The sequence below is a fragment of the Paenirhizobium selenitireducens ATCC BAA-1503 genome, assembly GCF_000518785.1.
Lineage (GTDB): Bacteria > Pseudomonadota > Alphaproteobacteria > Rhizobiales > Rhizobiaceae > Allorhizobium > Allorhizobium selenitireducens.
This window is the reverse complement of record NZ_JAEG01000002.1, coordinates 513,331-528,108: the sequence shown is the minus strand read 5'-3', so window position 1 is coordinate 528,108 and position 14,778 is coordinate 513,331. Positions and strand designations below refer to the sequence as shown.

The following is a 14,778-nucleotide window of genomic DNA, read 5'->3' as shown; positions in this document are numbered from 1 at the left end:
GATGAATGGGTCGCAGTTTCTCCATCGGCGCTCTCTTTGCAATTATCAAATCTCGCCCTTTTCTCTAAGCCTGGCTCACCTGGGCAGGTTTTCACCAGATGTTTTTCGAAGCGCGGCAGCGCGCTGGACAAGGGCGGCTCAGTTCTGCTTTCCTTCTCCGCGCCAGAGAAGCCGGAAGGACAAAGCTCGAATGCTCGAAAGCCAGAAACTTGAGTTCCGTGCCCAGACCATCGAACTCTTCTTCGACCTTGTCTTCGTCTTCGTCGTCACTCGGCTCACGCATCTGGTGGAGCATGTGCACGAACCTGTCGAATACCTTCATGCACTGGCCGTACTCATGCTCGTCTGGTGGATGTATGGCGGCTATATCTGGCTCACCAACCACGCGCACACACCAAAGACGATGCGCCTCGTGCTGGTCGCGGCGATGGCAGGCTTCATGGTCCTCGCGCTCTCGGCTCCCGTGGGGGACGCTGGCAATCCGTTGGTTTTCGGCTTCGCCTATCTTTTCGTGATCATCCTGCATTTCTGCGCTTTCATTGCGCGCGGCGGCAGACCGGCCGCCGGCGCCATGCTGCGGATCGTTCCCTTCAACATTGCCGCTGCCCTGCTGGTTATCGCGGCAGGTACGATCGAGGCTGAATGGCGCTGGGTTCTGCTGCTTGCGCCGGCCGGGCTCTATGCAGTTGTGGCGGTCATGAACACCGGGGAGGGCTTCGCGCTCGATCCGGTCCATTTCGTCGAGAGGCACGGCCTGCTGCTGATCATCGTTCTCGGCGAAACAATCATCGCGATCGGAACGGGGCTCGCCGATCACCCTCTGACCGGCGATACCATCCTGCGTCTGGTCCTTTCCATCGCGCTGATCGCTGCCCTCTGGTGGAGCTATTTCGATGCCGACGACCAGCGCGCCGAGCATCGCATGCTGGAGGCGGACAATCGCCGCCGCACGCGCATCGCCTTGTTTGCATACACCATGGGTCATCTCGCCATGGTCGCTGGCCTGATACTGGTCGCGGCCGGGCTGAAGGCGTCCATCGCCTATGGCACCGAAGGTGAATCCGGTCACGGCGCAGATTTCCTGCTTCTGCTCGGCACGGGCGGATACCTGCTTGCCGATGCCGCCTTCCGTCGGATCGTTGGTCTGCGTCCGGTGGCGCTGCGCGTGTTGGCCGGCCTGGCTTTGATCGGGCTTGCCCTCGTTTCGGTGCCGCTGCATGGCGCAAGTCTGATCGGACTGACGCTCGCCATACTTCTCTTGCTGCTGGCGCTGGAAGGGCGGTTCTCCGCGACGTCGTCGGGAATGCCGCCGGCGGTGGAGCCACCGGAACGTCACGGTTAACCCGATCTGCGGCGTTTTAACCGGGCATTAACCATAAATTCCTTACCCTGCGCCCCGATATCCGCACTTCTCTCTGGGGGCCAGACATGACGATTTCCCGCCGCAGCCTGCTGATCGGCCTGCCGCTTTTGCTTGCCGGTTGCCAGACCGGCCCGAGCCAGCAGTCGATGTACGACGCGCGCCCGGGTGAACCCCATCCGCTGAAGAAGGTGCCGATCGACAAGATCAAGCCGGAGCTGCGCCGACAGGAGGTCGCCTACGAGACCAGCCAGCCGGCCGGCACCATCGTCGTCGATACCCCGGCGCGCCGGCTCTACTACGTTCTGGGCGAGGGCCGGGCGATCCGCTACGGCGTGGGCGTCGGCCGCAACGGCTATGCGCTGGCCGGCGTCGCCTATATCGGCCGCAGGGCCGAATGGCCGAGCTGGACGCCGTCGCCCAACATGCTGCGCACCAATCCGGAAAAAAACATGAAATATGCCGGCGGCGTGCCGGGCGGCATCAACAATCCGCTCGGCGCCCGGGCGCTCTATCTCTATCGCGGCGGCAACGACACCATGTTCCGCATCCACGGCACCAACCAGCCTCAGTCGATCGGCCAGGCCATGTCGTCCGGCTGCATCCGCATGATGAACCACGACGTGATCGACCTCTACGAGCGCGCCAAGGTCGGCGGCCGGGTCGTCGTGCTGCAGGCCTGAGACCTCCAGCGGTTCGGACAGGTATCAATCAGCTGGACGTCCGCGCCGAGAGCAGACCGGTCGACAACAGCACGCCGGCTCCCGTCACCAGCGTTGCGACGATCGTCACGACGCCCAAGGGTTCGCCAAGCAGCAGCGCGCCGCCGATCGCGGCCGCAACCGGCGTGACCGCCGTATAGGCGGCGGCCTGCGTTCCGCCGAGGCTGCGCACCGCCGTGCCGTAGAGCACGGTGGCCAGGAGGCCGGAGAGCAGCCCCTGCGTCACGAACGGCACCGCGATCTCCGCGACCGGCACGCTCAGCAGATGCGTGCCGAGGAAGGGGATGAGCGCAAGGTTGATGATCGTCGACCATATGCAGATCAGCGCACCACCCTCGAAGGCCGATAGACCGGACTTGCGGAAGGCGTGGGTGTAGATCGCCCAGAGCGTGGCGCCCGCCGGCAGGATCACGTAACTGACCCAGGTCAGCCGTCCGGACGACAGGTTGTCGGCCAGCAGCAACACGCCTCCGCCAAGGATCGCCAGCATGCCGAACTTGCGCATGCGGTCCGGCCGCTCGCCGAGAAGCAGGATGCCGATCAGCGCTGCCGCGAGCGGCATGACCCCGGGCAGAAGCACGCCTGCGGCGGAGGCAGGCGTCGCCTTCATGCCGAAGCCGACGAGCTGGAAGAACGGCGCGCCGGAACCGAGCACCATCAGCACCAGCGTCCATTTCGGCGTGCCCCTGGGCCAGAGCCCGGTGCGCAGCCAGTAGGGCGACAGCAGCAGGGCGGGCACGCCGTAGCGCAGCAGGCTGAGGTCGAGCGGCGAGAGCGAGGTGCCGACGCTGTGGCGCGTCGAGATCAGCCAGGCCGCCCAGATCAGCACGACCGACAGGGCCGATGCGGCGCCGAGGCCGGTAGAAATTGGAGGTCGGGTGGCGGTGCTGGCGGCAGTCATGGGGCGCTCCTGAATAGACGGCGCCAGAATAGCCAAGGCGGCTTGGCGTGTCCTTGCCATTTACGCTTGCATGATTGTCAAGAGTGGCACAAAATTGCGCGTAGAAGTGATCAGGTGCATGGATATGCCAAAACTCGACAAATTCGATCTGGCGATACTTGCGGCGCTGCAGTCCGATGCGCGGGCGACCAATGTCGAGATCGCCGAAAGGGTGAACCTCTCGCCGTCGCCCTGCCTGAGGCGCATCCGCATGCTGGAGCAGTCGGGCATCATCCGCGGCTACCGCGCCGACATAGACCGCCGCGCGCTGGGCCTGGAACTGACGGTCTTCGTCGCCTTCAAGGTAGCGCATCACACCCGCGAACATGCCCAGGCCTTCCAGCAGGCGTTGCAGGATCTCCCGGAAGTGGTCGGCTGCTACATGATTTCCGGCCATTCCGACTTCATGGCCGAGGTCGTGGTCGAGAACCTCGCGGCCTATGAGGCGCTTCTGACCGACAAGCTGCTGGTCCTGCCGCATGTGACCGACATCCAGTCGAACTTCGCCATCCGCAGCGTCAAGACCGGCGGCCCGCTGAAGCTGCCGGCGGTCAAGGGCTGAGGCGGAGCAAACCCCGCCTCGCTGCGCTTGTCAGAAGCCTTCGAGCACGATCTTGCCCTTGGTGCGGCCCGATTCGATGAGCGCGTGCGCCTTCTTCAGGTTGACGGCATTGATGGTGCCGAGCGTTTCGGTCAGCGTGGTGCGGATCTGGCCGGTCTCCACCAGTTCGGCGACATGCGTGAGAAGCTTGTGCTGCTCGATCATGTCGGCCGTCTGGAAGACCGGGCGCGTGAACATCGATTCCCAGTGGATCGACACCGCCTTGCCCTTGAACGGCATGACGTCAAAACCGCCCTTGATGTCGTCGATGATGCCGAAGCGGCCCTGCGGCGCGATGATCGCCTGGAGGTCGGCCACATGCAGGTCGCTGCGGGTGACCGAGAAGACGAATGCCGGCGCGCCGATGTCGAGTGCCGCATATTGCGGTGCCAGCGCATTGCTGTGATCCAGCACGTGATGGGCGCCGAGATCCTTGACCCACTGGCTAGTCTCCGGCCGCGACGTGGTGGTGATGATGGTGAGGTTCGTCAGCGCCCGGGCGAGCTGGATCGCCATCGAACCGACGCCGCCGGCGCCGCCGGTGACGAGCAGGGCGTTGTTGGCGCCGGTCACCTTGTCGTGCACCTTCAGGCGGTGGAACAGCATTTCATAGGCGGTGATCGCGGTGAGCGGGACGGCGGCGGCCTCGGCGAAGCTGAGTGTCTTCGGCTTCAGGCCGACGATACGCTCGTCCACGAGGTGAAATTCGCTGTTGGTGCCCGGACGGTTGATCACGCCGGCATAGAAGACTTCGTCGCCCGGCTTGAACAGCGTGACGTTCTCGCCGACGGCCTTGACCACGCCCGAAGCGTCATAGCCGAGAATGCGGTGCTGGCCGGGCTCCGGCTGGGCGGCGGATCGAACCTTGGTGTCGACCGGATTGACCGAAACCGCCTTCACCTCGACCAGCAGGTCGTGGCCACGGGCGTCCGGAACGGGGATGTCGATATCGACCAGTGAGGTCTCGGCGGTGATGGGTTGGGGTGTCAGATAGCCGACTGCGCGCATGGAAGGTCTCCTTGAGGGGTTTGCACGCCCTTCAATTGATACGTATATTCGCTCGACGCAAGAATGCACATTTTATGTCTATAGCGACAGAAATTGTATGTAGTATCAAGAAGGATACTGTCCATGTCCCGGCCCCGCGCCAAGCTCACCAACAATTTTCCCGGCTGCCCGGTCGAGTCGACCTTGAGCCTGCTCGACGGCAAGTGGAAGGGCGTGATCCTCTATCATCTGCTGAACGACAGGACGCTGCGGTTCAACGAACTCAGGCGCCGGCTTTCGGCCGTCACCCAGCGTATGCTGACCAAACAGCTTCGCGAGCTGGAAGAGGCCGGCATCGTCTCGCGCAAGGTTTTTGCCGTCGTGCCGCCGCGCGTCGACTACGCGCTGACGCCGCTCGGTCTGAGCCTCGAGCCGGTGATCCTGGCGCTCGATGCCTGGGGTCAGGCGCATGTCGCTTGCAGGAACGGGGTAAAGACCGTGGCCTTGCCGGGCGATCAGGCGGATGATGCCGATACGGATGCGCGCTCAGCGGCCTGAGCTGCGCTTTTCGATCAGAACCGAGACCAGGAAGACCAAGAGGCCGAGGGCCGAGAGGGCGGCACCGACGAAACCGGTCGCCCCGTAGCCATAACCCCAGGTGATCACCAGGCCGCCGAGCCAGGCGCCGAGCGCATTGGCGATGTTGAAGGCCGAGTGGTTGGAGGCGGCGGCGAGCGTCTGCGCATCGGCCGCGACATCCATCAGGCGGGTCTGGACGGCAGGGCAGGCGGCAAAGCCGCAGCCGGTGAGGAAGACGCAGATGCACAGCATGACCGGATCATGCGCCGTCAGCGAAAACACGCTCATCAGCACCACATTGAAGGCGAGCATGCCGCCGATCGTGCCCTTCAGCGAATAGTCGGCCATGCGCGAACCGACGACATTGCCGACATTCATGCCGATGCCGAACAGCGCGAGAACGATCGCCACCATGCTGGCCGGAAGGCCGGCGGTATCGGTCGTGGTCTTGGCGATATAGCTGAAGATCGAGAACATGCCGCCAAAGCCGACGGCGGCGACGGCAAGCGTCAGCCAGACCTGCAGCCGGCCGAATGCGCCGAGTTCGCGGCGGATGCTGGCGCCTTCCGCCACCTTGTCCTTCGGCAGGTAAAGGGCGATCAGAACCACGGTGAGGGCGCCGATCGCGCCGACCATGAGGAAGGCCGCCCGCCAGCTCATCATCTGGCCGAGCAAGGTGGCGATCGGCGTGCCGATCAGCGTGGCGATGGTCAGGCCGAGCATGACGCGCCCGACGGCCCGCGCGCGCCTGTGCGGCGGCACCATCGAGGCGGCGACCAGTGCGGCGACGCCGAAATAGGCACCGTGCGGCAGGCCGGTGAGGAAGCGCAGCGCGGTGAAGGAGAGAAAGTCCGGGGCCAGCGCGCTGGTGACGTTGCCGATGGCAAAGACGCCCATCAGCAGCAGAAGCAGGGTGCGGCGCGACAGCTTTGCGGCAAGCACGGCGATGATCGGCGCGCCGATCACCACGCCGAGCGCATAGGCGCTGATCACCCGGCCGGCGTCGGGAACGCTCACGCCATAGGTCGCCGCCACCTCCGGCAGCAGGCCCATGATGACGAATTCCCCGGTGCCGATGCCAAAACCGCCGGCAGCGAGCGCGATCTCGATCAGGATCATCATCAGCGGGGTCAGCGCCGGCGTGGCGGCAGCCGTGTCGGCGCCGGTCCCGAGCTCGGGGTGAAGGGCAGTGCAGTCGGTCATGCGATCACCTTGGGTCGACCGCGTCGTCGCAGCCGAGGAAGGACAGGGGAGAAAGGGTCTTGTGGGAGGCATCCGGGCATGCCGGCTGCGGGAATCTCTGCGGAAGTGATTTGACGACTATCATGTTTTTGTGCGGCGCGGCAAAGGCTACGTGCCGGGCTGCTTGATTTTCGCCCGGTGGATCCCGATTTTCACGCTGGACGACGAAACCAATCAGGGTGCGCCGCGTTGACTTGCGCTTCCCGCACATGCGGAATTCCCGCCGACCGGCGGAGCGGAAAAGGATCCATGAAACTCAAAGCGGTTTTCAATCGGGACGGCGGTACGTTCAAGACCACCGACATGGAGGCCTATTGCGCCCGGGCGGAAGAGATATTCCGTGCCGCCGGTCATGACATCTCCTTCTCAGTCGTCGCGGGCCGCGACGTGGTGGAGCGTCTGGAGGCCGCTGCGCGTGAGGAGGGCATTGATGCGCTGATCGCCGGAGGCGGCGACGGGACGATCTCGGCTGCGGCCGGCATCGCCTGGAGGGCCGGCATACCGCTCGGCGTCGTTCCGGCGGGAACGATGAATCTCTTCGCCCGCTCGCTGAAGCTGCCGCTCGATATCAACGCGGTTCTCGAAACGCTGGCGCAGGGCAGGGTGCAGGCGGTCGACATCGCAACCGTCAACGGACGCCCCTTCGTGCACCAGTTTTCCGCCGGCCTGCACGCCCGCCTGGTCCGCATGCGCAATGCGATGAACTTCGCCTCGAGGCTCGGCAAGATGCGGGCGAGCACGCGCGCCGCCTTCGGCGTGATGCTCCGTCCGTCGCGCTTCGAGGTGATCTTCGACATCGACCATGACGGGCGAAACGAGCACCGGGTGGTGTCGGCGATCTCGGTGTCCAACAATCCGTTCGGTGAGAATCCGCTGTTCTTCGCCGACGACCTGACCACCGGCAAGCTCGGCGTCTATCTGGCGGATTCGCTGAAGCCGATCGGCGTGGCGAAGCTCGCCTTCGACATCCTGCGTGGCAGGCTGAAGGACAATGAGGCGGTCAGCGCCACCACTGCGGAAGTCGTTCGCCTGCACTTCCCCAAGCGCCGCCACGGCGCGCTGTGCGTCATCGACGGCGAACTCATCCGCATGCCGCGCAACGTCGAAATCCGCCTGCATCCGGGAGAGCTGAAGGTGCTGGTGCCCGGCCCGGTGCCGGTCGCAGCCTAGGCGCGGCCGGCGAGGGGCCGCTCAGGCGACCGGATAGATGACGCCCTTGCGCAGGATCATGTTGGCATAGAGAGCCGGTTCGCCCGTCTGGACGACGGCGTGGGCCGCCTTCACCCGTCCATAAAAGTCCTGGCCGACGAGCGGCACGACCCGACGCTCGGGCTCGTGGCGGGCGCAGCAGGCGATGAGTTGCTGGTGGATCGGGTCGAGCCGTTCGGCATCGGTTCCGACTGTCGAGCGAAAAATCGCCTCGGGGACGAAATCATCGATCGGCAGCAGGGTGAGGATGGCGTTGATCACCGCGACGATGCCGTGGCCGTCGAGGCGGATCAGCCGTCGCCCGTGTTCGAGCGCCGGATAGTTGCCGTCGACGATGGCGATCTCGTCTCCGTGCCCCATGGCGCGCAGCGTCGCCAGGAGCTCGGGGCTCAGGATCGGGTCAATTCCCTTCAGCATTTTCGATTTCCTTGAACAAGACGGTCTGGTCGATGAGGTAGCGGGCAAAGATCGGCAGGCTGGCGCCGCCGATAGCGCGCGCCTGGGCGCCCACCGCGCCCTCGATGATGTCGGGGAAGACGATGCCCTGCAGGTCGAGCTTGCCGATCTCCTCGATCGTGGCTGTGACCAGCCGGGCGCGGACCCATTCGGGAAAACCGCCGTCGATGATGGCGGCGGAAAAGTCGACGATCGCGCTGGCGGCGATGATCGCCTGGGCAAGCGCCGCGGCGCAGTCGCGGATCCAGATGTCCAGCGGTTCGCCGAAATCGATCCACTCCTTCGAATCGTACCAGAGCGGCTGCGGATCGATGCCGCGCTCGCGCAGCAGCCGTTCGAGCACGAAGATCGAGGCAATCTCCAGCAGCTGCCGGGTTTCGCCATGCTTGTTGCGCACCGGCAGCGGGCCGATCGCGCCGGCCGTCCCGGTGCGGCCGACAAAGACCGAGGAATTGAGCACGATGCCGCCGCCGATGAAGGAGCCGATATAGAAATAGACGAAGTCCGGATAACGCGGGCCCACGCCGAACACCAGTTCCGCGCCGCAGGCGCTGGTGGCGTCGTTTTGCAGATAGACGGGGTAGGGCAGGCGGGCGGCGACTTCAGCCTGCAGGTCGAAACCGCGCCAGGCTTCCATCGCGCCCTCCGGCGCGCCGACCTCGCGCGCCCAGTTCCACAGCTCGAACGGCGCGGCGATGCCGACACCGGCGATCGCATTGCGTTGCGACGGCGAAAGCTGCTGCTCCAGCTCTGCGATCTTGTCGAGCAGGAAGGCAAGGATATCCGCCGGATTGGGATAGGGATAGGTGAAGTGACGGTTGAGGCGGATCTTGCCGACGAAGTCCATCAGGACGAGGTCGGCACTGCGGCGGCCGATCTTCACGCCGAAGGAGAGCACGGCGTCCGGATTGAGATGCATCGGTACAGAAGGCTGGCCGACCCGGCCGCGCACCGGCTTGCCGCGGATCAGCAGGCCATCCTTTTCCAGGGCCCGCATGATGACCGAGACGGTTTGTGCCGAGAGCCCCGTCAGCCTGGCGATCTCGGCCTTGGAGACGCCGCTGTTGCGGCGGACATGCGACAGCACCAGCCGTTCGTTATAGGCGCGGACGCGCACCTGGTTGGCGCCGCCGGCAGCCGTGGTCGACGGCGATTGCTCGCTCGACGCGCTCGCGTTTTCCGACAGTGCCATGGCCGCTCCTCCCTTCGGTCGCTCCCGGCATTCTTATAATTCGTGGGGACCAGCATGTCATAGCGAATTAATAATTCAACTGGATTTATTTATTGACAATGCAAATCTGCTGATGTTCTAAATGGGGCGTGGAGAAAAGGCGGCCTCGATGAGGATCGCCGGCCCGGCGTGGGAGCGCTAGGGACCACGTTCACGGTCCGGAAGGTCCGGATCTGTCGTTTTCGGGAGGAATCACATGAAGAAGTCTCTTTTCGCCGCCTCGCTTGCTGCCCTTGCACTGGGCACCGTCTTTGCGGCTCCGGCCAGCGCCGCCGACGTTTCGGCCTGCCTGATCACCAAGACCGACACCAACCCCTTCTTCGTCAAGATGAAGGAAGGCGCGACCGCCAAGGCCGCTGAACTGGGCGTGACGCTCAAGTCCTATGCCGGCAAGATCGACGGCGATTCGGAAAGCCAGGTCGCCGCCATCGAAACCTGCATCGCCGATGGCGCCAAGGGTATCCTTTTGACCGCATCCGACACCAAGGGCATCGTCCCGGCCGTCCAGAAGGCCCGCGACGCCGGCCTGCTGGTCATCGCGCTCGACACGCCGCTGGAGCCGATCGACGCCGCCGACCAGACCTTTGCCACCGACAACCTGCTGGCCGGCGAACTGATCGGCAAGTGGGCGGCCGCAACGCTTGGCGACGCCGCCAAGGACGCCAAGATCGCCTTCCTCAACCTCACCCCGTCGCAGCCGTCTGTCGACGTCCTGCGCAACCAGGGCTTCATGAAGGGCTTCGGCATCGACGTCGCCGACATCAACAAGATCGGCGACGAGAGCGATCCGCGCATCGTCGGCCATGACGTCACCAACGGCAACGAGGAAGGCGGCCGCACCGCCATGGAAAACCTCCTGCAGAAGGATCCGACGATCAACGTCGTCCACACCATCAACGAACCGGCCGCTGCCGGCGCCTATGAAGCGCTGAAGGCCGTCGGTCGCGAGAAGGACGTGCTGATCGTTTCGGTCGACGGCGGTTGCCCGGGCGTCCAGAACGTCGCCGAAGGCGTGATCGGTGCGACCTCGCAGCAGTATCCGCTGCTGATGGCCTCCATGGGCATCGAGGCGATCAAGAAGTTCGCCGACACCGGCGAGAAGCCGGCCGCCACCGAAGGCAAGAACTTCTTCGACACCGGCGTCGCGCTGGTCACCGACAAGCCGGCCGCCGGCGTCGAGTCGATCGACACCAAGGCCGGCAAGGACAAGTGCTGGGGCTAATTAGACCCTGCCTTGACCGTGGTCGTGTCGGCAAAGCGGCGCGGGGGAACGTCAGGTCCCCCCGTAACGCGCGATCATGGTTCATGCGACCGGCCCACCGGGGTGGAGGGCCGGTCGCTCAAATCCAGCAGAAACACGCGCGGGACAGCCAGGGAGGACGAAGCGATGCAGTCTGCAAATCCGGTTTCGCAGCCGAGCCAGGAATTCGAGAAGGTATTGGCCGACAGCTCGACGCAGGTCGCCTCCTTCGACACCCATGACAAGACACCCTTGCAGAAGTTCCAGCACTTCCTGCATTCGAGCCCGGCGGCCGTACCGCTGATCGTGCTTGTTCTGTCGCTCGCCGTCTTCGGCGTAGTGCTCCAGGGGAAATTCTTCTCCGCTTTCACGCTTACCCTCATCCTGCAGCAGGTGGCGATCGTCGGCATTGTCGGCGCCGCCCAGACGCTGGTGATCCTGACTGCGGGCATCGACCTCTCGGTCGGTGCCATCATGGTCCTGTCGTCGGTGGTGATGGGCCAGTTCACCTTCCGCTACGGCCTGCCGCCGACCGTCGCCGTGCTCTGTGGCCTGGCCGTCGGTGCGGCCTGCGGCTGGATCAACGGTCAGCTGGTGGCCCGCATGAAGCTGCCGCCCTTCATCGTCACGCTCGGCATGTGGCAGATCGTGCTCGCTTCCAATTTCCTTTACTCTGCCAACGAGACGATCCGCAGCCAGGACATCGCTGCCAATGCGCCGATCCTGCAGTTCTTCGGCCAGAACCTGCGTATCGGCAGCGCGGTCTTCACCTATGGCGTCATCTTCATGGTGCTGCTCGTCGCGCTGCTTTGGTACGTGCTCAACCGCACCGCCTGGGGCCGCCACGTCTATGCCGTGGGCGACGACCCGGATGCGGCAGAACTTGCCGGCGTCAACGTCAAGCGCATGCTGGTCTCGGTCTATACGCTGTCGGGCCTGATCTGCGCACTCGCCGGCTGGGCCCTCATCGGCCGTATCGGCTCGGTCTCCCCGACAGCCGGCCAGTTCGCCAATATCGAGAGCATCACGGCCGTGGTGATCGGCGGCATCTCGCTTTTCGGCGGCCGCGGCTCTATCCTCGGCATGCTGTTCGGTGCGCTGATCGTCGGCGTCTTCTCGCTCGGCCTTCGCCTCATCGGCACCGATCCGCAGTGGACCTATCTCTTGATCGGCGTCCTCATCATCACCGCCGTGGCAATCGACCAGTGGATCAGAAAGGTAGCAGGCTGATGGCTCAGGAACCCATTCTCACCGCCCCTATTCTTACTGCCAGGGGCCTCGTCAAGCGCTATGGTCGCGTCACCGCCCTCGACAATGCCGACTTCGACCTCTACCCGGGCGAGATCCTCGCCGTCATCGGCGACAACGGGGCGGGAAAGTCCTCGATGATCAAGGCGATCTCCGGCGCGATTGCGCCGGACGAGGGCGAGATCCGGCTGGAAGGCCGGACGGTGCAGTTTCGCTCGCCGATCGAGGCGCGCAAGGCCGGCATCGAGACCGTCTACCAGAATCTCGCGCTGTCGCCGGCGCTGTCGATCGCCGACAACATGTTCCTCGGCCGCGAACTGCGCAAGCCGGGCATCATGGGCAGCGTCTTTCGCTCGCTCGACCGTCCGGCGATGGAAAAGTTCTCGCGCGACAAGCTCTCCGAACTCGGCCTGATGACCATCCAGAACATCAACCAGGCGGTGGAAACGCTGTCCGGCGGCCAGCGTCAAGGCGTGGCGGTGGCCCGTGCCGCCGCCTTCGGCTCCAAGGTGATCATCCTCGACGAGCCGACCGCGGCGCTTGGCGTCAAGGAAAGCCGCCGCGTGCTGGAACTGATCCAGGACGTGCGCTCGCGCGGCATCCCGATCGTGCTGATCAGCCACAACATGCCGCATGTCTTCGAGGTCGCCGACCGCATCCACATCCACCGGCTCGGCCGACGCCTCTGCGTCGTCAATCCGAAGGATTATACCATGTCGGACGCGGTGGCCTTCATGACCGGCGCCAAGGAAGCCCCGGGCGAGGCACTGGCCGCATGAGCCTGACGGCAGACGACATTGCCGCAACCATCATACGGCGCGCCGAAGGGGCGCGCCGTTTTCTCGTCGCGATCGCCGGTCCTCCGGGGGCCGGCAAGTCGACGCTCGCGGAACGGCTCGCCGAGATCCTCAATGCCCATGGAGAGCGCGCGGTCGTCCTGCCTATGGACGGCTTTCACATGGACAACGGCATCCTCGAACAACGCGGGCTTTTGCCGCGCAAGGGGGCGCCGGAAACCTTCGACGTGCGCGGCTTTGCCGACATCGTGCGCGCAGTGAGGGCAGGGGACCAGGAGGTTCTGGTGCCGGTCTTCGACCGCGACCGCGAGATCGCCATCGCCTCGGCCCGCAGCATCGCCCCGCAAGACCGCATCGTGCTGGTCGAGGGCAACTATCTGCTGCTCGATCAAGCGCCTTGGTCTGGCCTTGCGCCGCTCTTCGATTTCTCGGTCTTCGTCGCCCCATCGATCGACGAGCTGGAGCGCCGGCTGACGGCCCGCTGGCAGGGCTACAATCTCGATGCCGCCGGCATCGACTGGAAGCTCAATGGCAACGACCTGCCGAACGGGCGGCTGGTGATAGAGCACAGCCGGCCCGCCGATCTGGTCATCGCTTCGTTCTAAGGCGGTTTCCGCTCAGATCCGTGGCAGATAGGTCTGGTAGTCGAAGCTCGACACCGTGCGCAGATAGGTGATCGCTTCCTTGCGCTTGGTCTCGCCGTAGATCCGCTGGTATTCCGCACCGAAGACGTCGGCGATGAAGGCCGAGTTGCAGAACCGGTCGACGGCGGTCAGGAAATCGTGCGTCAGCATGTCGGGATTTTCCGGCGCGCTGTCCGGCGTGGTGACCGGACCCGGATCGAGGTCGCCGTCGAGGCCGAGCAGGATGCCGCCGAGGATGGCGGCCAGCAGCAGGTGCGGATGGGCGTCGGCGCCGGCGACGCGGTGCTCGACGCGGGCGGCCGGGCCGTCCTTGTCGGGAATGCGGATCGCCGTGCCGCGATTGCCAAAACCCCAGTCGACCTTGTCCGGCGCGAACGAGCCCGGCTGGAAGCGGCGATAGGAATTGGCGAAGGGGGCAAAGATCAGCTGGGCGTCCTGCATGGTCTTCAGCATGCCGGCGGTGATCGACTTCAGCTTGACCGGATCGCCGCCCTTGGCGTCGAGGATGTTGCGGCCGTCCTTGTCGATGATGCTGGCATGGACGTGCATGCCGGAACCCGCCTGGTCGGCATAGGGCTTGGCCATGCAGGTGGCCTTCAGCCCGTGGCGGCGCGCAGCAAAGTCGACGACGCGCTTGAGGTAGATACAGTCGTCGGCGGCCGCCATTGCATCCGGCTTGTGCAGCAGGTTGACCTCGAACTGCCCCGCGCCGAACTCGGCGGTCGTGGCATCCGCCGGCAGGCCCATCTCGTCGGCATAGCGGCGCACGGTGCCGAGGAAATCCTCCATCGCGGCGGTTGCCCGCATGTCGTAGAGCTGGAAGCCCTCGACCTCGCCGTTCATCACCAGCGCCTTCGGCGGCATCGGCTTGCCGGTTTCGCGGAAGTCCGGTTCCATCACGTAGAATTCGAGTTCGGTGGCGACGACCGGGGTCAGTCCGCGCTCCTCGAAACGCTTCATCACGTTGGCGAGGATGGCGCGCGGGCAGATGAAGTGCGGCTTGCCGTCGAGCGTGTGCATGGTGGCGAGCACCTGCTTGGAACCGGCGGGTCCCCAGGGAAGGGTCGTCAGCGAGTTCCTGTCGGCCGTGCAGATGCCGTCCGGGTCGCCCAGCGTCAGCGAGATCTTGGTGATGTCGTCATTGTCGTCGCCCCAGATGTCGAGCGACTGGGTGGAGGCGGGAAGCCGCACCGTGTTCTTCCAGACTTTGTCCTCGGCCTTTATTGGGATCATCTTGCCGCGCAGGTCGCCGTTCATGCCGACGAGGAGGACTTCGATACGCGCGGAGGGATCTGCAGCAGAAAAATCGGCAGCCTGGGACAATTCGGTCATGGAAAATGCTTCTCGCTGGCTATTTGAAAGCGATTTGGCCGCAGGTTGTTGAAAATCGACGCCCTTGCCAAACGCAAATTGGAAGGTCATGTTCGTAGCCGATAACGTTCCGCCTTTCAATCACGCAAGGGCAAGCAGGGCGCCGCGGCGGGCCTTACGGCCTGTGCGTGCACAGAGCTGCGGGTTTCTT

At 64.7% G+C, this 14,778-nt stretch carries 15 protein-coding genes; 9 read left to right on the top strand and 6 right to left on the bottom strand.

The window, feature by feature from the left end; genetic code table 11:
* The first annotated feature begins 1 nt into the window (after position 1).
* Positions 2-1,342 (top strand): low temperature requirement protein A, encoded by a 1,341-nt coding sequence (locus L867_RS24775; protein WP_084638479.1) that lies wholly within the window; start codon positions 2-4, stop codon positions 1,340-1,342.
* Positions 1,343-1,428: 86 nt separating this feature from the next.
* Positions 1,429-2,043 (top strand): L,D-transpeptidase, encoded by a 615-nt coding sequence (locus L867_RS0107085; protein ID WP_028736225.1) that lies wholly within the window; start codon positions 1,429-1,431, stop codon positions 2,041-2,043.
* Positions 2,044-2,071: 28 nt separating this feature from the next.
* Here the strand turns inward: L867_RS0107085 and L867_RS0107080 are convergent, their stop codons facing one another.
* The gene (locus L867_RS0107080; RefSeq protein WP_028736224.1) at positions 2,072-2,983 is read right to left on the bottom strand and encodes a DMT family transporter; all 912 of its coding nucleotides are present in this window, start codon (positions 2,981-2,983) and stop codon (positions 2,072-2,074) included.
* A 124-nt stretch (positions 2,984-3,107) separates the two neighbouring features.
* Between L867_RS0107080 and L867_RS0107075 the strand changes: the two genes are divergently transcribed.
* The gene (locus tag L867_RS0107075) at positions 3,108-3,584 is read left to right on the top strand and encodes an Lrp/AsnC family transcriptional regulator (protein WP_028736223.1); all 477 of its coding nucleotides are present in this window, start codon (positions 3,108-3,110) and stop codon (positions 3,582-3,584) included.
* Between the two features lie 30 nt (positions 3,585-3,614).
* On the opposite strand, the gene L867_RS0107070 is transcribed toward L867_RS0107075, so the two are convergent.
* The gene (locus tag L867_RS0107070; protein WP_028736222.1) at positions 3,615-4,631 is read right to left on the bottom strand and encodes a zinc-binding alcohol dehydrogenase family protein; all 1,017 of its coding nucleotides are present in this window, start codon (positions 4,629-4,631) and stop codon (positions 3,615-3,617) included.
* Positions 4,632-4,754: 123 nt separating this feature from the next.
* On the opposite strand from L867_RS0107070, the gene L867_RS0107065 reads away from it, so the two are divergent.
* Complete coding sequence (locus L867_RS0107065) at positions 4,755-5,168, top strand: winged helix-turn-helix transcriptional regulator (protein ID WP_028736221.1); 414 nt, start codon at positions 4,755-4,757, stop codon at positions 5,166-5,168.
* Here the strand turns inward: L867_RS0107065 and L867_RS0107060 are convergent.
* The gene (locus tag L867_RS0107060) at positions 5,157-6,392 is read right to left on the bottom strand and encodes an MFS transporter (RefSeq protein WP_028736220.1); all 1,236 of its coding nucleotides are present in this window, start codon (positions 6,390-6,392) and stop codon (positions 5,157-5,159) included. The two genes, L867_RS0107065 and L867_RS0107060, sit on opposite strands and share 12 nt — an antisense overlap.
* 288 nt (positions 6,393-6,680) lie before the next feature.
* Here L867_RS0107060 and L867_RS0107055 point away from each other — a divergent pair, with 288 nt between their 5' ends.
* A complete protein-coding gene (locus L867_RS0107055; RefSeq protein WP_028736219.1) occupies positions 6,681-7,601 on the top strand; it encodes a diacylglycerol/lipid kinase family protein in 921 nt (306 codons plus the stop codon).
* 21 nt (positions 7,602-7,622) lie between these two features.
* On the opposite strand, the gene L867_RS0107050 is transcribed toward L867_RS0107055, so the two are convergent.
* Positions 7,623-8,057, bottom strand: coding sequence for an RbsD/FucU family protein (locus L867_RS0107050; protein WP_028736218.1), 435 nt, complete (start codon positions 8,055-8,057; stop codon positions 7,623-7,625).
* The gene (locus L867_RS0107045) at positions 8,041-9,288 is read right to left on the bottom strand and encodes an ROK family transcriptional regulator (RefSeq protein WP_028736217.1); all 1,248 of its coding nucleotides are present in this window, start codon (positions 9,286-9,288) and stop codon (positions 8,041-8,043) included. The genes L867_RS0107050 and L867_RS0107045 overlap by 17 nt, the downstream gene beginning before the upstream one ends.
* Positions 9,289-9,523: 235 nt before the next feature.
* Between L867_RS0107045 and L867_RS0107040 the strand changes: the two genes are divergently transcribed.
* The 4 genes from L867_RS0107040 to L867_RS0107025 all read left to right on the top strand — a co-directional run bounded on the left by L867_RS0107040 (position 9,524) and on the right by L867_RS0107025 (position 13,217).
* Positions 9,524-10,549 (top strand): sugar ABC transporter substrate-binding protein, encoded by a 1,026-nt coding sequence (locus tag L867_RS0107040; RefSeq protein WP_028736216.1) that lies wholly within the window; start codon positions 9,524-9,526, stop codon positions 10,547-10,549.
* Positions 10,550-10,714: 165 nt separating this feature from the next.
* A complete protein-coding gene (locus L867_RS0107035) occupies positions 10,715-11,797 on the top strand; it encodes an ABC transporter permease (RefSeq protein WP_028736215.1) in 1,083 nt (360 codons plus the stop codon).
* The gene (locus tag L867_RS0107030; protein ID WP_028736214.1) at positions 11,797-12,594 is read left to right on the top strand and encodes an ATP-binding cassette domain-containing protein; all 798 of its coding nucleotides are present in this window, start codon (positions 11,797-11,799) and stop codon (positions 12,592-12,594) included. Before L867_RS0107035 ends, L867_RS0107030 begins: the two co-directional genes overlap by 1 nt.
* Positions 12,591-13,217 (top strand): nucleoside triphosphate hydrolase, encoded by a 627-nt coding sequence (locus tag L867_RS0107025; protein WP_028736213.1) that lies wholly within the window; start codon positions 12,591-12,593, stop codon positions 13,215-13,217. The genes L867_RS0107030 and L867_RS0107025 overlap by 4 nt, the downstream gene beginning before the upstream one ends.
* Positions 13,218-13,229: 12 nt before the next feature.
* Here the strand turns inward: L867_RS0107025 and L867_RS0107020 are convergent, their stop codons facing one another.
* A complete protein-coding gene (locus L867_RS0107020) occupies positions 13,230-14,588 on the bottom strand; it encodes a glutamine synthetase family protein (protein ID WP_028736212.1) in 1,359 nt (452 codons plus the stop codon).
* Positions 14,589-14,778: the final 190 nt, after the last annotated feature.

Excerpts from the sequence above, each read along its gene's own strand:
- L867_RS24775 (WP_084638479.1), top strand. The coding sequence starts at position 2 with ATGAATGGGTCGCAGTTTCTCCATCGGCGCTCTCTTTGCAATTATCAA.
- L867_RS0107085 (WP_028736225.1), top strand. The coding sequence starts at position 1,429 with ATGACGATTTCCCGCCGCAGCCTGCTGATCGGCCTGCCGCTTTTGCTT.
- L867_RS0107080 (WP_028736224.1), bottom strand. The coding sequence starts at position 2,983 with ATGACTGCCGCCAGCACCGCCACCCGACCTCCAATTTCTACCGGCCTC.
- L867_RS0107075 (WP_028736223.1), top strand. The coding sequence starts at position 3,108 with ATGCCAAAACTCGACAAATTCGATCTGGCGATACTTGCGGCGCTGCAG.
- L867_RS0107070 (WP_028736222.1), bottom strand. The coding sequence starts at position 4,631 with ATGCGCGCAGTCGGCTATCTGACACCCCAACCCATCACCGCCGAGACC.
- L867_RS0107065 (WP_028736221.1), top strand. The coding sequence starts at position 4,755 with ATGTCCCGGCCCCGCGCCAAGCTCACCAACAATTTTCCCGGCTGCCCG.
- L867_RS0107060 (WP_028736220.1), bottom strand. The coding sequence starts at position 6,392 with ATGACCGACTGCACTGCCCTTCACCCCGAGCTCGGGACCGGCGCCGAC.
- L867_RS0107055 (WP_028736219.1), top strand. The coding sequence starts at position 6,681 with ATGAAACTCAAAGCGGTTTTCAATCGGGACGGCGGTACGTTCAAGACC.
- L867_RS0107050 (WP_028736218.1), bottom strand. The coding sequence starts at position 8,057 with ATGCTGAAGGGAATTGACCCGATCCTGAGCCCCGAGCTCCTGGCGACG.
- L867_RS0107045 (WP_028736217.1), bottom strand. The coding sequence starts at position 9,288 with ATGGCACTGTCGGAAAACGCGAGCGCGTCGAGCGAGCAATCGCCGTCG.
- L867_RS0107040 (WP_028736216.1), top strand. The coding sequence starts at position 9,524 with ATGAAGAAGTCTCTTTTCGCCGCCTCGCTTGCTGCCCTTGCACTGGGC.
- L867_RS0107035 (WP_028736215.1), top strand. The coding sequence starts at position 10,715 with ATGCAGTCTGCAAATCCGGTTTCGCAGCCGAGCCAGGAATTCGAGAAG.
- L867_RS0107030 (WP_028736214.1), top strand. The coding sequence starts at position 11,797 with ATGGCTCAGGAACCCATTCTCACCGCCCCTATTCTTACTGCCAGGGGC.
- L867_RS0107025 (WP_028736213.1), top strand. The coding sequence starts at position 12,591 with ATGAGCCTGACGGCAGACGACATTGCCGCAACCATCATACGGCGCGCC.
- L867_RS0107020 (WP_028736212.1), bottom strand. The coding sequence starts at position 14,588 with ATGACCGAATTGTCCCAGGCTGCCGATTTTTCTGCTGCAGATCCCTCC.